The organism is Sporosarcina sp. SAFN-015, from assembly GCF_059415085.1.
In genome coordinates this window covers 48,324-67,090 of record NZ_JBPFDR010000005.1, presented here as the reverse complement: position 1 = coordinate 67,090, position 18,767 = coordinate 48,324, and the positions used below count along the sequence as shown (strand labels likewise).

The window sequence follows — 18,767 nt, the reverse complement described above, 5'->3', positions numbered from 1 at the left end:
TGGCGTTTAATAAGAACGAAAAACCACTGCTTACTTGGCAGTGGTTTTTCTAATCTTTATAAACGATAAAATTGGCTTGTTAGGTTCATACGGAATAGCGCGGATTCGGCTTTCGCGGTTCCTTCCTCCATTGTCATGAACGAGTAGCGTTAGTCCACTATCGTCTTCTCTATAACCAATGACCGGAACCCAATGATAATCAAAGGCATATTCGCCGAACCAATGAAAAGTGAACCATTTATCGAACTTTGCCGCAACTGGTCGTCCTTCATTGATTTCCTCTTTCAATTCCTCAATGGTACAATGTGCAACTTTCCATCCTGAACCGAGCAGTTTTCGCATGTTGCGGATGAAACGCCATTTAAACAGTCCAATTCGAGTCCCACCAAGAATTCGGTACAGTTCATTTACGTTAATGGTGGAATTATGGAGATGATGTCGGAGGATGGTGAATGCAGTTACCGGACCGCAGGCGGAAGGCTGGAAACGTATATCGATTTCGTCATTATATTGTGATTGACCTTGAAAACCTTCCACCTGTTTCATTTACTATCCCTCCACTAACCGAATTATAGCGAAGCTTTCTGTTCTTTTAGAAGGACTTTAAGTGCCATCCTGAAATTGATATATGATTCAAAGTCCATTTGGACTCCAGCAGCAATGATCTTTCTGACGATTTGCGGATTGAAACCGACTGAGATCGGTCGGACATCCATCAGTTTCAACGTATTGTACAGCATTTGCAGTTCAAGCGCGAGCGAGTCATATTCATGCAATTCCTTCTCATTCAAATCAGCAGCCGTAAAATCGAAAATGACACAAATTACATTACGGTGCTTGTCAAGATATTCTAAGACGAGGGTACGGATCAGCTCAAACCGCTCTGCTCCCGTATAGCCAACAACCGGAACTAGAATTGTGTTATCGACAACTGATGAAATGATGGGTACGGATGATCTTTTGATGGACTCTTCCAAGTCGGCAATTCTTTTTTTATATGTTTCTATTTCTTTTTCGTAATCCATTTGGCACCTCGGTATATGCATTTTCTTTTATTATACGATAAACCGATAGAAAAGAGGCAGAATAAAATAGGAGGAGACCTATTGGATGGCCTCCTCCTTTAATTATATAATTAATTTATTTCACAGTTTCAAGAAAATCGGTTACTTGATCTGGAGTTTTGGCGTTTGCACTATGTAAGTGTGCCTTTTTCTCTCCGTTTTGGAAAATGAGCAAACTAGGAATTCCCATTACTTCGTACTTCTCTGCAATCTCGGGCAATACATCACGGTCCACGTCATACCATGTATACGTATCATATTCCTTCACGATCGGATCGATGAACATATCCATGCGCGTGCAGTCCGGACACCATCCAGCTTGGAATTTGATAAGGGATTTGTTGTCGCTGTTAATGACTCTGTTGAATTCTTCTACTGTAGTAATTGATTTCATATTAACCACACTCCTTTAGTATGTAGTGTACCTTCTTTTCATGAATGAACATAGAAAAATGCCCATAACAAAAAATAGGGAAAAAATACATTTCAATATTGCGAAAAAGAAGAGAATGATTTAGACTGATAGATATAGAGACTGTTTCTATTTTTTTTGCTCATAAAATGAATGAGTGTTCATTCAAAAGAAAAAGGGAGGCTTCGCAACGTGGCATATCAAATCAAGAAAGCGGCAGTATTAGGTTCAGGTGTAATGGGATCTGGCATTGCAGCCCATCTCGCCAACATCGGCATTCCTGTCCTTCTGCTGGACATCGTTCCAAACAAGCTGACAGAACAGGAAGAAGCAAAGGGCCTTACATTGGAAAACCCACAAGTCCGCAATAAATTTGCGGCGACTGCTTTGGAGAAACTTTTGAAGCAGAAGCCGGCACCATTGGCTGCCAAACAAAACCTATCACTAATTGAAGTCGGCAATTTCGAGGATGACTTGGAAAAATTGAAAGACGTTGACTGGATTATCGAAGTCGTCGTTGAAAATTTGGACATTAAAAAGAGTTTGTATGAAAAAATAGATGCAGTACGGAAACCGGGGACAATTATCAGCTCCAACACTTCAGGCATCAGCATTGAAGCGATGGCAGAAGGACGTTCAGAAGACTTCCAAAAGCATTTCCTCGGAACTCACTTCTTTAATCCGCCGCGCTATTTGAAGCTGCTTGAAGTGATTCCGACGAAAAAGACGGATCCTGAAGTTCTCGCATTTTTATTGAAGTTTGGAGAGGATCGTTTAGGAAAAGGTGTCGTCATCGCCAAAGACACACCAAATTTCATTGCGAACCGAATTGGAACGTATGGCCTTCTCGTAACACTTCGCGAAATGGAGAAGAGAGGCTATTCAATCGGCGAAGTCGACTCGGTGACAGGAACATTGATCGGCCGGCCGAAATCCGCTACTTTCCGCACATTAGATGTAGTCGGATTGGATACATTCATGCATGTTGCTAAAAATGCGTATGACAAGACGGAAGGCGAAGAGCAGAAAGTGTTTGAGCTTCCGCCGTTCATGAAGAAAATGATTGATAATGGCTGGCTCGGAGCGAAATCGAAGCAAGGATTTTACTTGAAGGAAGGCAAAGAGATTCTTGAATTGGATCCAAAGACATTTGAATACGGACCGATGAAAAAAATGAAAACGCCTTCAATGGAAATGGCTAAGCAACAAAAAGGCCTTTCGAACAAAGTGAAGACGCTCGTATACGCTAATGATCGGACAGGAGAAATCCTTTGGAGCATCCTTTCGCCGACGCTTCGCTATTCAGCTGAATTGACGGGTGAAATCGCGGACGATATCGTTGCAATCGACAATGCGATGAAATGGGGCTTCGGATGGCAGCAGGGACCATTCGAAGTTTGGGATGCAATCGGAGTTGCCAAATCAGTTGAGAAGATGAAAGAGGAAGGTGCCAAAATTCCTCCATTTGTAGAAAAAATGCTCGAAAACGGTGTTGAATCTTTCTACAAAGAAGAGGAAGGCGACCTATACTTCTATGACGGAGAAGGATATAAGCCGGTGCCAGTCAATGAAAAAGCGATCGACTTGAAACGGTATAAGAAAAAGCATGGTGTCATCAAAAAGAACTCAGGCGCCAGTCTAATTGATCTTGGTGACGGTATTGCTCTTTTGGAGTTTCATTCACAAGCAAATGCAATCGGCCCTGATATTATTCAAATGATTAATTTTGCAATTGACGAAGTGGAGAAAAACTATAAAGGCCTCGTAATCGGAAACCAAGGAAAGAACTTCTGTGTAGGTGCGAACCTTGGCATGATTCTTATGGAAGCACAAGACGATAACATCTTTGAGCTTGATTTTATTATCCGTTCATTCCAAGCTGCAATGATGAAAATAAAGTACAGCCGAAAGCCGGTCGTCGCGGCGCCATTCCAAATGACGCTTGGCGGGGGAGCGGAGGTAAGCTTGCCGGCAGCGCATATTCAAGCCTCAATGGAAACGTATATCGGCTTGGTCGAAGTCGGTGTCGGTTTGATTCCTGGTGGCGGCGGCAACGTCAATCTATACACGAAGCATTTGAAAGGTTTGCCGCACGGTGTGCAAGTTGATTACCAATACGTCGCAAATAAAGTGTTTGAAACGATTGCGATGGCGAAAGTGTCAACTTCAGCCGAAGAGGCACGGGAAAATAACTTCCTAAACTTTGCAGACGGTATAAGCGTCAATCCTGATCACTTGATTTACGACGCGAAGCAGGCCGCGCTTGCACTGCATGAAGCGGGCTACACACCGCCGAAGAAAGAGAAAATCCCAGTAACCGGAGATTCCGGGTATGCAACGATGCTTCTTGGGGCTGAAGGTATGTACCTGTCAGGATATATTAGTGAGCACGATTTGAAAATAGCGAAAAAGCTTGCATTTGTTTTATCCGGCGGAAAAGTGCCGTATGGAACACTTGTCGATGAACAATACATGTTGGACCTTGAAAGGGAAGCGTTCCTGAGCCTAGTCCAAGAACCGAAATCCCAACAACGTATGCAGCATATGCTCCTTAAAGGGAAGCCGCTGCGCAACTGATCTGCACATATAGCAAAAGGAGGAAGTCAAATGCGTGAAGCAGTAATTGTAGCAGGTGCCAGGACACCGGTCGGGAAAGCGGGCCGTGGCTCTCTAGCAACTGTTCGCCCGGATGATTTAGGTGCTTTAACAATTAAAGAAACATTAAAACGTGCAAATGGATACGACGGTCCGATCGATGACTTAATCATTGGATGTGCAATGCCGGAAGCGGAGCAAGGAATGAACGTCGCTCGCAATATCGGGGCGCTTGCAGGATTACCTGATACAACGCCTGCCATTACGGTTAACCGGTTCTGTTCTTCGGGTCTCCAATCAATCGCATATGCTGCTGAGCGGATCATGCTTGGTCATTCCGAGGCGATCATCGCTGGCGGCGTCGAATCGATGAGTATGGTACCCATGATGGGGAATACGATCCGACCGAACTTCAAGCTTGCTGAAACAGCTCCCCAATATTATATGGGAATGGGCCATACAGCCGAACAAGTGGCAGTAAAATATGGCGTCAGTCGAGAAGACCAAGATGCATTTGCAGTTCGTTCCCATGAAAAAGCGGCTGCAGCAATCGCTGAAGGGAAATTCGTAGATGAAATCGTCCCAGTAGAAGTTGTGAAACGATTCGTCGATGAAAAAGGAAAATATCAAGAGAAAACAGTCCTGTTTGAAATGGACGAAGGCGTGCGAACGGGCACATCGATGGAAGTGTTGGCGAAATTACGCCCAGCTTTCTCAGTGAAAGGTTCTGTCACCGCAGGAAATGCATCGCAAACGTCTGACGGAGCTGCATCTGTGCTAGTCATGGACCGTGAAATCGCTGAAGGGAAAGGCTTGAAGCCAATCGCGAAATTCCGTTCGTTTGCTGTAGGAGGCGTGCCCCCTGAAGTGATGGGTATCGGACCGATTGAAGCTGTTCCGAAAGCGCTGAAGCTTGCGGGACTTTCCATTGAGGATATCGATCTATGGGAATTGAATGAAGCATTCGCATCTCAGTCATTGCAAGTCATCCGCCACTTAGGCTTGGATATGGATAAAGTGAACGTCAACGGCGGCGCAATTGCTTTAGGCCATCCACTTGGCGCAACTGGCTCTGTTTTGACTTTGAAGCTAATGAATGAATTGAAACGCCAAGGCAAACAATTCGGCGTCGTCACAATGTGCATCGGCGGCGGAATGGGCGCAGCCGGAGTGTTTGAGCTGCTTTAATTTGATGAAAAATAAGGGAGGAATAATAAAATGACTGAAACAACAACAAAGGATTTCATTCGTGGAGGAGCATTCCTTATCGAAGAAATCGACGCATCACGCGTGTTTACACCTGAGGATTTTTCAGATGAACAAAAAATGATCGCAAAAACAACAGAAGACTACGTCAAAAACGAAGTACTACCTGTCGTTGAAAAATTAGAAAACCATGAATTTGAGCATTCTGTCAGACTACTCAAATCCGCAGGAGACCTTGGTCTTCTTGGAGCAGACGTACCAGAAGAATATGACGGCTTAGGCCTTGACAAGATTTCATCCGCTTTGATATCCGAAAAGATGTCTGTAGCAGGCGGCTTCTCCATCACCCACGGAGCGCATGTAGGAATCGGTACATTGCCTATCGTCCTCTTCGGTAACGAAGAACAAAAGAAAAAATACTTGCCGAATTCAGTGACGGGTGACAAAATCTCAGCTTATGCGTTGACTGAGCCAGGTTCCGGTTCAGATGCACTTGGGGCCAAAACAACTGCGAGATTGAACGAAGCAGGCACGCACTATGTTTTGAACGGTGAAAAACAATGGATTACAAACGCTGGATTTGCGGATGTATTCGTTGTTTATGCAAAAGTAGACGGCGATAAATTCTCGGCATTCATCGTCGAAAGGGAATTCCCTGGCGTGTCTGTCGGAGCAGAAGAAAAGAAGATGGGAATCAAGTCGTCTTCCACACGCACGCTTATCCTTGAAGATGCACAAGTGCCGGTTGAAAACCTTCTTGGTGAAGTAGGTAGAGGACATATTATCGCATTCAACATTTTGAATATCGGCCGCTACAAACTAGGAGTAGGCACAGTTGGAGGTTCTAAACGGGCTTTTGAATTGGCGGTTACGTATGCAAATCAGCGTCAACAATTCAAGACACCGATTTCGTCATTCAATCTAACAAAAGAGAAGCTTGCGACAATGGCTTCAAAGATCTATGCAGCAGAAAGCTTAATTTACCGCACAGTCGGTTATTTTGAAGAACGCAACAGCCAAATGACGCCAGAACAGCAAAAAGACGGAAAAGCGGTTGCAGCTTCCATTGCTGAATACGCAATCGAATGCTCCATCAACAAAGTTGTCGGTTCCGAAGTACTTGACTATGTTGTCGATGAAGCTGTTCAATTGCACGGCGGATATGGCTTCATGCAAGAATACGAAGTGGAGCGAGCTTACCGTGATTCCCGCATTAACCGTATCTTTGAAGGAACAAACGAAATCAACCGCATGATCGTTCCAGGCACTTTTTTGAAAAAAGCGATGAAAGGCGAACTGCCATTGCTTGAACAGGCGCAAAGCTTGCAGGAAGAACTGCTCATGATGATGCCTGAAGAAATTGGCGACGAAGCACTTGCTCAAGAAAAGGTGCTTGTGAAAAACGCGAAGAAAATCGGTTTGCTTGCAGCAGGTATGGCTGCTCAACGTTTCGGTACGAAACTGGAATCAGAGCAGGAAGTTCTTGTGAATATCGCTGATATTGCAAACAACATCTTCGCTATGGAATCTGCGTTACTCCGGACAGAAAAAGCGATTGCGAAAAACGGGGAAGAGAAGGAGAAACAAAAAATCCTTTACACAGAAATCTTCTGCCAAGAAGCGTTCGAAGCAATTGAAAAGGATGCGAAGGAGACCCTTCTTGCATCCGTTGAAGGCGATAACCAACGGATGATGCTTTCTGCACTCCGCAAGTTGACACGTTCGAATCCGTATAATATTATCGCGAAAAAACGTGAAGCATCCGTCAAATTGATCGATGCTGAAAAATACATCGTTTGATCGTACACCGCCCAGGTTATTTTATACCTGGGCGGTTTCTCTGTTATACTTGAGAAAAATGGAGGTGTTGCGAAATGGCTATGACTTATTACGGATATCCGAAATGCGGGACTTGCAGGAAAGCGAAAAAATGGTTGGAAAACGCCGGGCTTGAATTCGAGGACATCAACATCGCTGAAAACCCGCCGACAAAAGAGCAACTGAAGGAAATGATCGCGAATTCAGGTCTTGATATTAAGAAGTTCTTCAACGTGAGCGGAATGAAATACCGTGATTTGAACTTGAAGGACAAGCTCCCAGAAATGACGGATGATGAAAAAATGAGCTTGCTCGCTACAGATGGCATGCTCATGAAAAGACCGATTGTAACAGACGGCTCAAAAGTGACTGTCGGCTTTAAGGAAGATGAGTACCAAGAAGTATGGGGAGCATAATATACCTTCTTGTCTTTAGCTTCGGAATATGTCAAAATTGAATGTGAATCAATAAATGTTTACTTATGGAGGGTTATGGGATGAGCACACCTAAAGACTTGCGTTATTCAGAAGAACACGAGTGGGTAAAAGATGAAAGCGGAAAGTATCGTATCGGTATTACACATTTTGCACAATCCGAACTTGGCGATATCGTATTCGTTGAATTGCCACAAGTTGGAGATGAGTTGAAAGCGGACGAGCCGTTCGGTAGTGTTGAATCGGTGAAAACAGTATCCGAACTATACGCTCCTATCAGCGGTAAAGTAGTTGAAGTAAACGAAGAATTGGAAGACAGCCCTGAATTGGTGAATGAATCTCCATATGAAGGTGCTTGGATGGTTGTTGTAGAAGCTTCGGATGAATCTGAGCTTGATGCACTTATGTCAGCTGAAGACTACGAAAAAATGACTGTCGGCGAGTAATCGTAAAAGTAGCGCCTGGATCTATGACTCCGGCGCTTTTTTCAATGGAAACCAAACAATTAATTCTGTGCATATGGGTATCCTTTAAGGAGGCGGGCAGATGGACAGTCAAAAAGTCTTGATCGTTGAAGGTGGATCGGACCGGAAAAGATTGCAAAAGGTGCTTGCAGAACCGGTTGAAATCATTTGCACGAACGGGACAGTCAGTCCGTATCGGATCGAAGAGATGCTAACGCCTTATGAAGAGTTTGAAATGTTTGTTTTTCTAGACGCTGATGAGTCAGGGGATAAGATCCGAGCTTTATTCAAAAGGTATTTTCCTGAAGCGATACACCTTTATACGGAACGGACTTACCGCGAAGTTGAAACGACTCCATACCGTGTGCTTGCAGCCGTCCTACTAGCCGCGAATTTTGAAGTGCATTCCGAATTCTTACTTTGAAGGTGATAAATAGTGGCCAATATTGAAAACTGGACACGTGAACAATGGGAAAAGAGCAAAGTCGATTTTCCAAAATCGATTTTTTATTTATATACACCAATGTGCGGAACATGTGCAATTGCTTCCAAGATGATTGAAGTCATTGCCGCCATGAAACCTGACTTGCCCATTGGGAAAGCGGACATGAATTATGTAGAAAAACTCGCTGTCGATTATGAAATTGAAAGTGTCCCTTGTTTACTAATTCAGAAGGATGGACAATTAGTACATAAAATCTATGCGTTCCATTCCATTCCGCATCTTCTCGAAAAGATAGGTTGACATTCTGCCGACAGACATGATATAAGTATATCTATTAACTTTAACTGAATATGTCGCTCTTATAAAGAGAGGTGGAGGGAAGTGCCCTATGAAGCCCGGCAACCGTCACGAAAGTGAAATGGTGCCAAGTCACACAAAGCGTTTGCTTTGAGAGATGAGAGATCGGATGGACGTTTATTTATAAAACGTTGTAGCCTTTCTGCTTGTCTGCAGAAAGGTTTTTATTTTGGACAAGATAGTAGTAGAGGTGATAATGATGATTCAATTAAAAGACGTTAAGAAAAGTTTTGGTGCAACGAACGATCAAATCTTGGCGGTAGATGACGTCTCCTTGACGATTGATGAGGGAGAGATCTTCGGCATCATCGGTTATAGTGGTGCTGGGAAAAGTACATTGATCCGCTTATTGAATGGTCTTGAGACACCAACAACGGGAACAATCAAAATTGGAAATCGTGAAATATCGGCATTCACAGGTAAAGAGCTTCGGGAAGCAAGACAAAAAATCAGCATGATCTTTCAACATTTCAACTTGCTCTGGTCCCGGACTGTTAAACAGAATATAGCTTTTCCGCTTGAAATCGCCGGAGTGAAGAAAGCGGATCGGGAACGAAAAGTGGCAGAACTGATCGAGCTTGTCGGTCTGAGCGGCAGAGAAAATGCTTATCCATCGGAACTGTCCGGCGGTCAAAAGCAACGTGTCGGTATCGCAAGGGCGTTGGCGAACGATCCAGAAGTGCTGCTTTGTGATGAAGCGACTTCTGCGTTAGACCCGGAAACGACAGATGCTATCCTTGATCTTCTAACAAGTATTAATGAACGGCTTGGGCTAACAATTGTTTTGATCACACATGAAATGCATGTCATCCGGAAAATCTGTCATCGCGTGGCGGTCATGGAAGCAGGAAAAGTGGTGGAAATCGGTCCCGTACTTGAAGTATTCCAATCACCGCAAGCACCGATTACAAAGCGCTTTGTTTCCCAAGTGACGGAACCTGCGGGAACTGAACAGGTTCTTGCGCATATACCAGGAGGAACGCTCATCAAACTCGCATTTGTCGGAGAGAAGACTGAGCATCCTGTGTTGGCAAGTTTGATTCGAAAATACGACATTGATGTAAATATCGTCCAAGGGAACATATCCCATACAAAAGGCGGCGCTTATGGCTCGCTTATATTACAGCTTCTTGGCAATGAAGATGATGTTGATCAGGCGATTGCCTATCTCCATGAGCTAGGTGTACAGACAGAGGTGATCGGCAATGATTGAAGAGTTATTTCCAAATGTAGATTGGGAAAAAATGTGGGAAGCAACTCTTGAAACGTTATATATGACTGGGCTTTCTACTTTATATACATTTGTTTTCGGACTAGCACTTGGCGTTCTTCTATTCTTATCAAGTCCGGGGCAATTATGGAAAAATAGATTGGTGTATGGCGTGACGGGAGCATTTGTTAATATTTTTCGTTCTATTCCATTTATCATTTTGATTATTTTGCTTATCCCGTTTACGACATTGTTGGTCGGATCAATACGCGGTCCAGAAGCTGCAATACCTGCGCTTGTCATCGGGGCTGCACCATTTTATGCGCGAATGGTCATGATCGGATTGCGTGAAATTGATAAAGGTGTAGTCGAGGCAGCAAGATCGATGGGTGCAAAAACAAGTACGATCATCTTTAAAGTGTTGCTGCCCGAATCAATGCCCGCTCTTATTTCGGGAATTACGGTAACGGCGATTGCGCTTGTCGGATATACAGCAATGGCTGGAGTCATAGGAGCAGGCGGACTCGGGAACCTCGCGTATTATGAAGGATTCCAGCGAAGCCGCTCTGACGTGATGGTTGTTGCAACTATTATTATTCTGATTATTGTATTTGCGATTCAAATTATCGGCGATTTTGCAGTGAGGAAATTGGACAAACGATAATTTACAGGAAGTACCTGTTAATTATATAAACCAACTAAGAATGGAGAGAACATGATGAAAAAGATTTTAACCGCATTATTATTAACGGTTCTTGTGCTCGCATTAGCAGCATGCGGAACGAAAGATAAAGAAGAAGGCGCAAACAGCAACAGTGCAGGTGGGAAGGAAGAGAAGACTAAAATCGTCGTCGGCGCTTCCAACACGCCGCATGCCGTCATTTTGGAAAAAGTGAAGCCGTTGTTGAAGGAAAAAGGCTTTGACTTGGAAATCGAAACATACCAAGATTATATTTTGCCGAATAAAGACTTGGAATCAGGACTATTGGATGCGAACTATTTCCAAACGATCCCTTACTTGGAAAGTCAAATTGCTGATTTCGGCTATGACTTTGTCAACGCGGGAGGAATCCACATCGAACCAATGGGTGTTTATTCAAAAAAATATAAATCGTTAAATGAATTGCCTGAAGGTGCGACGATCCTTATGAGCAACTCGGTTTCGGATCATGGCCGTGTGCTTGAAATGCTTGAAAAAGAAGGATTGATCACACTTGCTGAGGGTGTTGATAAAGTTAAAGCTGAACTTGGCGATATCGTGGACAACCCTAAAAATCTGAAGTTTGAACCCGATTATGAAGCAGCTTTAATGCCGACACTTTATAAAAATGGTGAAGGCGACGCACTTCTCATCAATTCCAACTATGCCATCGATGCAGGTATAAATCCACTTGAGGATTCAATTGCGCTTGAAGAGACTGATTCACCATATGTCAACGTTATCACAGTTCGTTCAGGTGATGAAAACAGCGCCGCAATCAAAGCACTCGTAGAAGTGTTGCAAACCGAGGAAATCCAGGAGTTCATGTTGAAAGAGTGGGGCGGCTCAGTCGTGCCAGTAAAATAATTGAAAAACCGTCTGCTTCCGTCAATCGGATGTAGACGGTTTTTTCATTTAAAAGTACAAAACTCAAAATAACTGTTCCCATTTTTTCTTTACTATGATAAAGTGGTGTTGTTGTTTTCATAAACATTTGTACACCTGAGGAGGACATCTTATGAAATGGAAGATTGGCCTTATATGGCGAATCATTATCGCTATAGGGCTTGCGGTGGGGCTAGGACTGTTGCTCCCCAAAATACATGAAGGATTCGCAGGTTGGTTCACGAGCTTATTTGCAACGTTCAATATGATTTTCGGCGGTTTCTTGAACTTTGTCGTACCGTTCATCATAATTGCATTCATTGCACCGGGAATTGCGAAACTAGGCGCTGGATCCGGAAAGCTTTTAGGGATAGCAACTGTACTTGCATATGCCTCTACAATAGTAGCTGGGGTATTGGCATACTTCGCAGCAATGTCGATTTTACCGAGCTTTATAGGAGGCATCGGTGCTGAATCTGTTGCTAATTCAGGAAAATCACCTGCTGAATCATTTTTTGAGCTGGAAATGACACCGATAATGGGAGTCATGTCTGCATTGCTGCTCGCATTTATATTTGGAATTGGAATGGCGTCCATTAATAGCAAAACAATGCTTTCTTTCTTTGAAGAGATGAATGTTCTTATTGAAAAAGTTATCTCATTTATTATCATTCCGTTATTGCCATTCCATATTTTTGGTATTTTTCTTAACATGACTTATAGCGGGCAAGTTGCGAAAGTACTATCAGTCTTCTCACTCGTCTTCGTCATGGTCATTGCCTTGCATTTGCTCATGCTCGTAATTCAATACACAGTCGCGGGAACTCTTTCAAAGAAGAATCCGTTCTTCCTGATGAAAACTATGGCACCTGCATATATGACAGCAATCGGAACACAATCATCCGCAGCAACCATTCCAGTCACATTGAGACAGGCGAAGAAGACAGGTGCTTCAGAAAAAGTAACGGACTTTACGATTCCGTTGTTTGCTACGATCCATTTGTCCGGAAGTACAATCACCTTAGTATCCTGTTCAATCGGAGTATTGCTCATGAACGATATGTCGTTCAGCTTTTCAAGCTATCTGCCATTCATCCTTATGCTCGGCGTAACGATGATCGCTGCTCCTGGAGTTCCAGGCGGAGCCGTAATGGCGGCAGTAGGACTTCTTAGCACAATGCTAGGGTTCGATGAATCAATGGTTGCACTCATGATCGCGCTGTACATGGCACAAGACAGCTTCGGCACAGCCACCAATGTAACAGGCGACGGAGCCTTGGCCATGATCGTAGACCGCCTAACGCCAAAAGTAAAAGGCGTAGATGTAAAGTAAAGTTTCATTTTAAAAGTAGAAGAGGGAAGTTATCATTTCCGCTTCTGCTTTTTTATTTTTATTTTAAATATCAAAACTTTGTTTAGGATTGAAGCGTACCAGCGTCCGACCTACTGGTAATCCGTTTACTAACATACTAAAGAAAGAAAACTATATTCGTTGATTCTCAATAAGCGCCGGATAATTGAAAATGGGTTACCTTGCAAATTATATGATAAAACGTTGAATTAATCGTATTTCCCCCACAAAACGATAATAATTCTTAATGATTTGCAACAATGTGCTGAATGCGCTAAAATTAGAATGATACTAAATAGAGAATGGATTATCCCGTTCATCTTTATCATATTGGAGGTATTGGAATGGCAACTTTGGAAATTAAAGACCTTCACGTCGAAATTGAAGGTAAGGAAATATTGAAAGGCGTCAACCTAACAATTAATACAGGTGAGATCCATGCGATCATGGGACCTAACGGAACCGGTAAATCGACACTTGCATCCGCAATCATGGGCCACCCTAAATACGAAGTCACTTCAGGAACTGTCACGCTGGATGGCGAAGACGTACTTGAAATGGAAGTGGATGAGCGTGCGAAAGCGGGACTTTTCCTTGCTATGCAATACCCAAGTGAAATTACAGGAGTTACGAACGCGGACTTCATGCGCTCAGCAGTCAATGCACGCCGTGAAGAAGGCGATGAAATATCCCTCATGAAATTCATTCGTGAATTGGACAGCAAAATGGAAGTCCTTGAAATGGATCAAGATATGGCAACACGATATCTAAACGAAGGATTCTCGGGCGGAGAGAAAAAACGTAATGAAATCCTCCAATTGATGATGCTGAAACCGAAATTTGCAGTGCTTGATGAAATTGACTCAGGACTTGACATTGACGCATTGAAAATTGTTTCGAAAGGTATCAATGAGATGCGTGGAGAAGGTTTCGGATGCTTGATCATCACTCACTACCAACGCCTCCTCAACTACATTACGCCTGATTTTGTCCATGTTATGATGCAAGGCAGAGTCGTTAAGTCCGGCGGAGCAGAACTTGCGAAACAGCTTGAAGAGAGCGGTTATGATTGGATTAAAGAAGAATTAGGAATCGAAGACGAAACAGTTGGACAAGAAGCATAAGAAAGGGGACGATTCAAAATGACGGTTGAAACAAAAATGGCATTGACCGAACAGGACGTCCGCTCTTTTTCCGCAAACATGAATGAAGCCGATTGGATGGCAGAATTCCGCGCAGATGCGTTAGCGAAAGTGGAACAGCTTCCGATGCCAACACCAGATAAAACTAAAATTGATAAATGGAACTTTACTGAGTTCCCTACACATGCAGTTGAAAGCTCCACATATGCTTCACTCGCCGATTTGCCTGCTGAAGCGAAGGAATTGGTCGGCGACGATCAAAAGAACATCTACGTGCAACATAATAATACGCCTGCATTCATCTCACTTTCAGCCGATTTGAAGGCGCAAGGTGTCGTTCTGACTGATATTTTCACTGCTTCACGCGAACATGCCGATCTGTTGAAAAAGTATTATATGACGGATGGCGTTAAAGTGGATGAGCATAGACTGACTGCTTTACACGCAGCACTTATGAATGGCGGCGTTTTTGTCTATGTACCGAAAAATGTCGAAGTCGCAGAACCTCTTCAAGTTCTATTTTTACATGATGATGCACAAGCATCTCTTTTCAATCATGTCATCGTTGTAGCTGACGCGAACAGCACTGTAACATATGTGGAAAACTATTTGTCAACAGTCGAAGAGGCTGCAGGACAAGCGAATATCATTTCGGAAGTATTCGCAGGCGATAATTCTAAAATTGTATATGGAGCAGTGGACGTCCTTGCAAAAGGATTCACGACATATGTCAACCGTCGCGGAGTTACTGGAGCTAACGCGCGCATCGAGTGGGCGCTTGGCTTGATGAACGACAGTGACACAATTTCAGAAAACATTACACATCTCGTCGGAAACGGCTCTTCAAGTGATTTGAAGACTGTCGTTGTCGGCCGAGGCAGCCAAAAACAAAACTTCACTTCCGAAATCGTCCATTGGGGACTCGATACAGACGGATTCATCCTTAAACATGGCGTCATGAAGGAATCTGCTTCTTCAATCTTCAACGGCATTGGCAGAATTGCCAAAGGTGCTACAAGATCGAATGCTGTCCAAGAATCACGGGTTTTGATGTTGAGTGAAAAAGCCCGCGGAGATGCAAACCCGATTCTATTAATTGATGAAGACGATGTAACTGCAGGACACGCTGCTTCTGTAGGCCGTGTAGATCCGCTTCAATTGTTCTACTTGATGAGCCGTGGTATTTCGAAACAGGAAGCAGAACGCCTAGTCATCCATGGTTTCCTTGCACCTGTCGTTAGCAAATTGCCAATCGAAGGTGTCAAGAAGCAATTGACGGAGGTAATCGAAAGGAAAGTGCGCTAAATGCTCAGTAAAGAGATCCGCAACCATTTCCCGATACTTGACCAGGAAATCAACGGGCACCCGCTCGTTTATTTGGACAGCGCCGCGACTTCCCAAAAGCCGCGGCAAGTCATTGAGGCAATCAGTGACTATTATTTGTTCAATAACGCGAACGTCCACCGCGGAGTTCATACATTGGGCAATAGGGCTACGGATCAATATGAAGGTGCGCGTGATAAGGTCCGCAAATTCATCAATGCGAAATCTACGCAGGAAGTGATTTTTACCCGCGGAACAACAACAGCACTTAACATGGTAGCCCAAAGCTATGGACGCGCGAATATCAACGAAGGCGATGAAATCGTCATCACCCATATGGAACACCATTCCAACATTATTCCGTGGCAGCAATTGGCGAAGGAAAAAGGCGCAGTCCTGAAGTACATCGTTTTGGAAGAAGACGGAACACTCTCCCTTGATAAAGTTCGTGAAACAGTCACGGATCGTACAAAAATAGTATCAATGATGTACGTATCTAATGTGCTTGGCACAATGAATCCTATTAAGGAAGTGACAGAGATTGCGCATGCACACGGCGCCGTCATGGTCGTCGATGGTGCACAGGCTGCTCCTCACTTGAAGTTGGATGTCCAAAACTTGGATTGCGATTTTCTCGCTTTTTCAGGCCATAAAATGTGCGGCCCTACGGGGATTGGTGTCCTTTATGGAAAAAAAGATTTATTGAATGAAATGGAGCCGGTTGAATTCGGTGGTGAAATGATCGATTTTGTCGGCCTCTACGATTCTACGTGGAAAGAGCTTCCGTGGAAATTCGAAGGAGGTACGCCGATCATTGCAGGTGCTATCGGATTGGGCGCCGCCATTGATTTCTTGGAAGAAATCGGTTTAGATCAAATCGAACGGCATGAACACGAGTTAGCGGGTTATGCTATGGAGAAAATGTCATCGATGGACGGTCTTTCGATTTATGGACCACAGGATCCAGATAAGCGTGCAGGCATCGTGACATTCAATTTAGATAACGTCCACCCACATGATCTGGCCACGGTACTAGATATGAACGGAATCGCAGTGCGGGCAGGTCATCATTGCGCGCAGCCGCTTATGAAATGGCTCGAATGTTCAGCGACCGCCCGTGCAAGCTTCTATGTATACAACACAAAAGAAGATGTTGACCGTCTCGTAGAAGGACTCCGTATTGCAAAGGAGTATTTCCAATAATGCCTACAAACAATTTAGATCAGCTATATCGTTCAGTCATCATGGATCATTATAAGAATCCACGGAACAAAGGTGTACTGGAAGAAAACAATGTTACAATTGACATGAACAATCCGACGTGCGGCGATGTCATCCATTTGACTTTAAAAGTCGAAGACGGCATTGTGCAAGATGCAAAGTTTGAAGGGGAAGGCTGTTCGATCTCCATGGCTTCCGCATCGATGATGACACAAATTATCAAAAACAAAGACGTGGATACTGCAGTTAAATATGCTCATTTGTTTTCTGATATGATGCTCGGCAAGGAAATCGACGACTCCGTCGACCTTGGCGACATCGAAGCCCTTTCCGGCGTAGCCAAATTCCCTGCGCGCATCAAATGCGCAACATTAGCATGGAAAGCAATGGAAAAAGGGGTAGGAGAAAACGCTGAGCAATAATGAAAGAACGGAGGAATAATGATGGCTAAAAAAATGCCTGAAATTGGCGATTACAAATATGGTTTCGCAGATAAAGACGTATCTGTTTTCCGTTCGGAACGTGGTTTGACACGTGAAATTGTTGAAGAAATCTCCAAAATGAAAGAAGAACCACAATGGATGCTAGACTACCGTCTTAAATCCCTTGAAATCTTCTATAGCAAACCAATGCCTCAATGGGGCGGAGATTTGAACTCCCTTAACTTCGACGAAATCACATATTACGTAAAACCTTCCGAAGCGACAGAGCGTTCATGGGATGAAGTGCCTGAAGAAATCAAACGCACATTCGATAAACTGGGAATTCCAGAAGCTGAGCAAAAATACCTTGCTGGTGTTTCTGCACAATACGAATCCGAAGTTGTTTATCACAACATGAAGGAAGAACTTGAAGACATGGGAATCGTCTTCAAAGACACAGATTCTGCTTTACGTGAAAACGAAGAGCTCTTCAAGAAATATTGGGGAACAGTTATCCCGAATACGGATAACAAGTTCGCTGCATTGAATTCCGCTGTATGGTCCGGTGGTTCATTCATCTACGTACCACCAGGCGTGAAAGTGGAAACGCCACTTCAAGCTTACTTCCGAATCAACTCGGAAAACATGGGACAATTCGAGCGTACGTTAATCGTCGTAGACGAAGGCGCAAGCGTCCACTACGTAGAAGGATGTACAGCACCTGTTTATACAACGAACTCACTTCATAGTGCGGTCGTTGAAATCATCATTAAAAAAGATGCATACTGCCGTTACACAACGATTCAAAACTGGGCAAACAACGTTTACAATCTTGTAACTAAACGTGCAGTTTGTGAAGCGAACGCGACGATGGAATGGATCGACGGCAACATCGGTTCGAAGCTTACGATGAAATACCCTGCATGTATCCTTAAAGGTGAAGGTGCACGTGGTATGACATTGTCTATCGCTTTAGCTGGTAAAGGACAACACCAAGATGCAGGAGCAAAAATGATGCACTTGGCGCCAAACACGTCTTCTACTATCGTTTCCAAATCGATTTCCCAACATGGCGGTAAAGTAACATACCGTGGAATTGTCCACTTCGGCCGCCGTGCAGACGGAGCACGTGCTAACATCGAATGTGACACGCTCATCATGGATAAACTATCAACTTCCGATACGATTCCATACAATGAAATCTTGAACGATAACATTTCACTCGAGCACGAAGCGAAAGTTTCCAAAGTCTCCGAAGAACAGCTCTTCTACTTGATGAGCCGTGGTATCGGTGAACTGGAAGCGACAGAAATGATCGTCATGGGCTTCATCGAGCCATTCACGAAAGAATTGCCGATGGAATACGCAGTAGAAATGAACCGCCTTATCAAGTTTGAAATGGAAGGTTCAATCGGATAATTAACACGTAAGACCGCCTCCTTGCAGGCGGTTTTTTCGTCTTCAATAGAAAGAGAAACCAATTCGCGCTCAAGAATTATGCTCCGCGCTCAAGAATAGCAATATGCGCTCAAGAATTATGTTCCACGCTCAAGAATAGCATTTTGCGCTCAAGAATTATGTTCCACGCTCAAGAATAGCATTTTGCGCTCAAGAAATATGCTCCGCGCTCAAGATATAACATTTTGCGCTCAAGATTTACGATTCGCGCTCAAACATGTGTAAATCCCGCTCAACAACACCCGCCTTGTCCATCCCCG

19 protein-coding genes and 1 riboswitch are annotated in these 18,767 nt (G+C 43.8%); of the genes, 16 read left to right on the top strand and 3 right to left on the bottom strand.

From position 1 onward, the window contains the following. Nucleotides 1-30: 30 nt before the first annotated feature. From ACR65H_RS10500 to ACR65H_RS10490, 3 genes are all read right to left on the bottom strand, one after another. A complete protein-coding gene (locus tag ACR65H_RS10500; RefSeq protein WP_440500186.1) occupies nucleotides 31-546 on the bottom strand; it encodes a C39 family peptidase in 516 nt (171 codons plus the stop codon). Between the two features lie 23 nt (nucleotides 547-569). Further along, nucleotides 570-1,025, bottom strand: coding sequence for an STAS domain-containing protein (locus tag ACR65H_RS10495; RefSeq protein ID WP_440500185.1), 456 nt, complete (start codon nucleotides 1,023-1,025; stop codon nucleotides 570-572). Nucleotides 1,026-1,140: 115 nt separating this feature from the next. After that, on the bottom strand, nucleotides 1,141-1,458 hold the full coding sequence (locus ACR65H_RS10490) for a thioredoxin family protein (protein WP_440500184.1): 318 nt from the start codon (nucleotides 1,456-1,458) through the stop codon (nucleotides 1,141-1,143). 210 nt (nucleotides 1,459-1,668) lie between these two features. On the opposite strand from ACR65H_RS10490, the gene ACR65H_RS10485 reads away from it, so the two are divergent. The 16 genes from ACR65H_RS10485 (at nucleotide 1,669) to sufB (ending at nucleotide 18,468) form a co-directional block, all read left to right on the top strand. Beyond that, a complete protein-coding gene (locus ACR65H_RS10485) occupies nucleotides 1,669-4,053 on the top strand; it encodes a 3-hydroxyacyl-CoA dehydrogenase/enoyl-CoA hydratase family protein (RefSeq protein WP_440500183.1) in 2,385 nt (794 codons plus the stop codon). A 30-nt stretch (nucleotides 4,054-4,083) separates the two neighbouring features. After that, on the top strand, nucleotides 4,084-5,259 hold the full coding sequence (locus ACR65H_RS10480) for an acetyl-CoA C-acetyltransferase (RefSeq protein WP_440500182.1): 1,176 nt from the start codon (nucleotides 4,084-4,086) through the stop codon (nucleotides 5,257-5,259). A 30-nt stretch (nucleotides 5,260-5,289) separates the two neighbouring features. Continuing rightward, complete coding sequence (locus ACR65H_RS10475; protein WP_440500181.1) at nucleotides 5,290-7,077, top strand: acyl-CoA dehydrogenase FadE; 1,788 nt, start codon at nucleotides 5,290-5,292, stop codon at nucleotides 7,075-7,077. 74 nt (nucleotides 7,078-7,151) lie between these two features. Then, nucleotides 7,152-7,511 carry an arsenate reductase family protein gene (locus tag ACR65H_RS10470; protein WP_440500179.1) on the top strand — a complete coding sequence of 120 codons (360 nt, stop codon included), beginning with the start codon at nucleotides 7,152-7,154 and terminating at the stop codon, nucleotides 7,509-7,511. Nucleotides 7,512-7,591: 80 nt separating this feature from the next. Then, nucleotides 7,592-7,975 (top strand): glycine cleavage system protein GcvH, encoded by a 384-nt coding sequence (gcvH, locus tag ACR65H_RS10465; protein WP_440500178.1) that lies wholly within the window; start codon nucleotides 7,592-7,594, stop codon nucleotides 7,973-7,975. Between the two features lie 100 nt (nucleotides 7,976-8,075). Further along, nucleotides 8,076-8,417, top strand: coding sequence for a toprim domain-containing protein (locus ACR65H_RS10460; RefSeq protein WP_440500176.1), 342 nt, complete (start codon nucleotides 8,076-8,078; stop codon nucleotides 8,415-8,417). Between the two features lie 12 nt (nucleotides 8,418-8,429). Further along, nucleotides 8,430-8,738 carry a thioredoxin family protein gene (locus tag ACR65H_RS10455; RefSeq protein WP_440500175.1) on the top strand — a complete coding sequence of 103 codons (309 nt, stop codon included), beginning with the start codon at nucleotides 8,430-8,432 and terminating at the stop codon, nucleotides 8,736-8,738. Nucleotides 8,739-8,794: 56 nt separating this feature from the next. Further along, a riboswitch (SAM riboswitch) is annotated at nucleotides 8,795-8,899 on the top strand. Nucleotides 8,900-8,994: 95 nt separating this feature from the next. Continuing rightward, nucleotides 8,995-10,008, top strand: a complete 1,014-nt coding sequence (locus ACR65H_RS10450) for a methionine ABC transporter ATP-binding protein (RefSeq protein WP_440500174.1) — start codon at nucleotides 8,995-8,997, stop codon at nucleotides 10,006-10,008. Next, complete coding sequence (locus tag ACR65H_RS10445) at nucleotides 10,001-10,669, top strand: methionine ABC transporter permease (protein WP_440500172.1); 669 nt, start codon at nucleotides 10,001-10,003, stop codon at nucleotides 10,667-10,669. The genes ACR65H_RS10450 and ACR65H_RS10445 overlap by 8 nt, the downstream gene beginning before the upstream one ends. A 54-nt stretch (nucleotides 10,670-10,723) precedes the next feature. Then, nucleotides 10,724-11,572, top strand: a complete 849-nt coding sequence (locus ACR65H_RS10440; protein ID WP_440500171.1) for a MetQ/NlpA family ABC transporter substrate-binding protein — start codon at nucleotides 10,724-10,726, stop codon at nucleotides 11,570-11,572. 151 nt (nucleotides 11,573-11,723) lie between these two features. Then, the gene (locus ACR65H_RS10435; protein WP_440500170.1) at nucleotides 11,724-12,923 is read left to right on the top strand and encodes a dicarboxylate/amino acid:cation symporter; all 1,200 of its coding nucleotides are present in this window, start codon (nucleotides 11,724-11,726) and stop codon (nucleotides 12,921-12,923) included. 362 nt (nucleotides 12,924-13,285) lie between these two features. Continuing rightward, nucleotides 13,286-14,065, top strand: coding sequence for a Fe-S cluster assembly ATPase SufC (gene sufC, locus ACR65H_RS10430; protein ID WP_440500169.1), 780 nt, complete (start codon nucleotides 13,286-13,288; stop codon nucleotides 14,063-14,065). Nucleotides 14,066-14,083: 18 nt separating this feature from the next. Further along, nucleotides 14,084-15,388, top strand: coding sequence for a Fe-S cluster assembly protein SufD (sufD, locus tag ACR65H_RS10425; RefSeq protein WP_440500168.1), 1,305 nt, complete (start codon nucleotides 14,084-14,086; stop codon nucleotides 15,386-15,388). Further along, nucleotides 15,389-16,609: a cysteine desulfurase gene (locus ACR65H_RS10420; protein WP_440500167.1), complete on the top strand. Its 1,221-nt coding sequence runs from the start codon at nucleotides 15,389-15,391 to the stop codon at nucleotides 16,607-16,609. Beyond that, nucleotides 16,609-17,049, top strand: coding sequence for a Fe-S cluster assembly sulfur transfer protein SufU (gene sufU, locus ACR65H_RS10415; RefSeq protein WP_440500166.1), 441 nt, complete (start codon nucleotides 16,609-16,611; stop codon nucleotides 17,047-17,049). The genes ACR65H_RS10420 and sufU overlap by 1 nt, the downstream gene beginning before the upstream one ends. 21 nt (nucleotides 17,050-17,070) lie before the next feature. Further along, complete coding sequence (gene sufB, locus ACR65H_RS10410) at nucleotides 17,071-18,468, top strand: Fe-S cluster assembly protein SufB (RefSeq protein WP_440500165.1); 1,398 nt, start codon at nucleotides 17,071-17,073, stop codon at nucleotides 18,466-18,468. Nucleotides 18,469-18,767 lie beyond the last annotated feature (299 nt).

Bases quoted from the DNA above. Each gene is read 5' to 3' on its own strand.
- ACR65H_RS10500 (WP_440500186.1), bottom strand. From the start codon at position 546: ATGAAACAGGTGGAAGGTTTTCAAGGTCAATCACAATATAATGACGAA.
- ACR65H_RS10495 (WP_440500185.1), bottom strand. From the start codon at position 1,025: ATGGATTACGAAAAAGAAATAGAAACATATAAAAAAAGAATTGCCGAC.
- ACR65H_RS10490 (WP_440500184.1), bottom strand. From the start codon at position 1,458: ATGAAATCAATTACTACAGTAGAAGAATTCAACAGAGTCATTAACAGC.
- ACR65H_RS10480 (WP_440500182.1), top strand. From the start codon at position 4,084: ATGCGTGAAGCAGTAATTGTAGCAGGTGCCAGGACACCGGTCGGGAAA.
- ACR65H_RS10475 (WP_440500181.1), top strand. From the start codon at position 5,290: ATGACTGAAACAACAACAAAGGATTTCATTCGTGGAGGAGCATTCCTT.
- ACR65H_RS10470 (WP_440500179.1), top strand. From the start codon at position 7,152: ATGGCTATGACTTATTACGGATATCCGAAATGCGGGACTTGCAGGAAA.
- gcvH (WP_440500178.1), top strand. From the start codon at position 7,592: ATGAGCACACCTAAAGACTTGCGTTATTCAGAAGAACACGAGTGGGTA.
- ACR65H_RS10460 (WP_440500176.1), top strand. From the start codon at position 8,076: ATGGACAGTCAAAAAGTCTTGATCGTTGAAGGTGGATCGGACCGGAAA.
- ACR65H_RS10450 (WP_440500174.1), top strand. From the start codon at position 8,995: ATGATTCAATTAAAAGACGTTAAGAAAAGTTTTGGTGCAACGAACGAT.
- ACR65H_RS10445 (WP_440500172.1), top strand. From the start codon at position 10,001: ATGATTGAAGAGTTATTTCCAAATGTAGATTGGGAAAAAATGTGGGAA.
- ACR65H_RS10440 (WP_440500171.1), top strand. From the start codon at position 10,724: ATGAAAAAGATTTTAACCGCATTATTATTAACGGTTCTTGTGCTCGCA.
- ACR65H_RS10435 (WP_440500170.1), top strand. From the start codon at position 11,724: ATGAAATGGAAGATTGGCCTTATATGGCGAATCATTATCGCTATAGGG.
- sufC (WP_440500169.1), top strand. From the start codon at position 13,286: ATGGCAACTTTGGAAATTAAAGACCTTCACGTCGAAATTGAAGGTAAG.
- sufD (WP_440500168.1), top strand. From the start codon at position 14,084: ATGACGGTTGAAACAAAAATGGCATTGACCGAACAGGACGTCCGCTCT.
- ACR65H_RS10420 (WP_440500167.1), top strand. From the start codon at position 15,389: ATGCTCAGTAAAGAGATCCGCAACCATTTCCCGATACTTGACCAGGAA.
- sufU (WP_440500166.1), top strand. From the start codon at position 16,609: ATGCCTACAAACAATTTAGATCAGCTATATCGTTCAGTCATCATGGAT.
- sufB (WP_440500165.1), top strand. From the start codon at position 17,071: ATGGCTAAAAAAATGCCTGAAATTGGCGATTACAAATATGGTTTCGCA.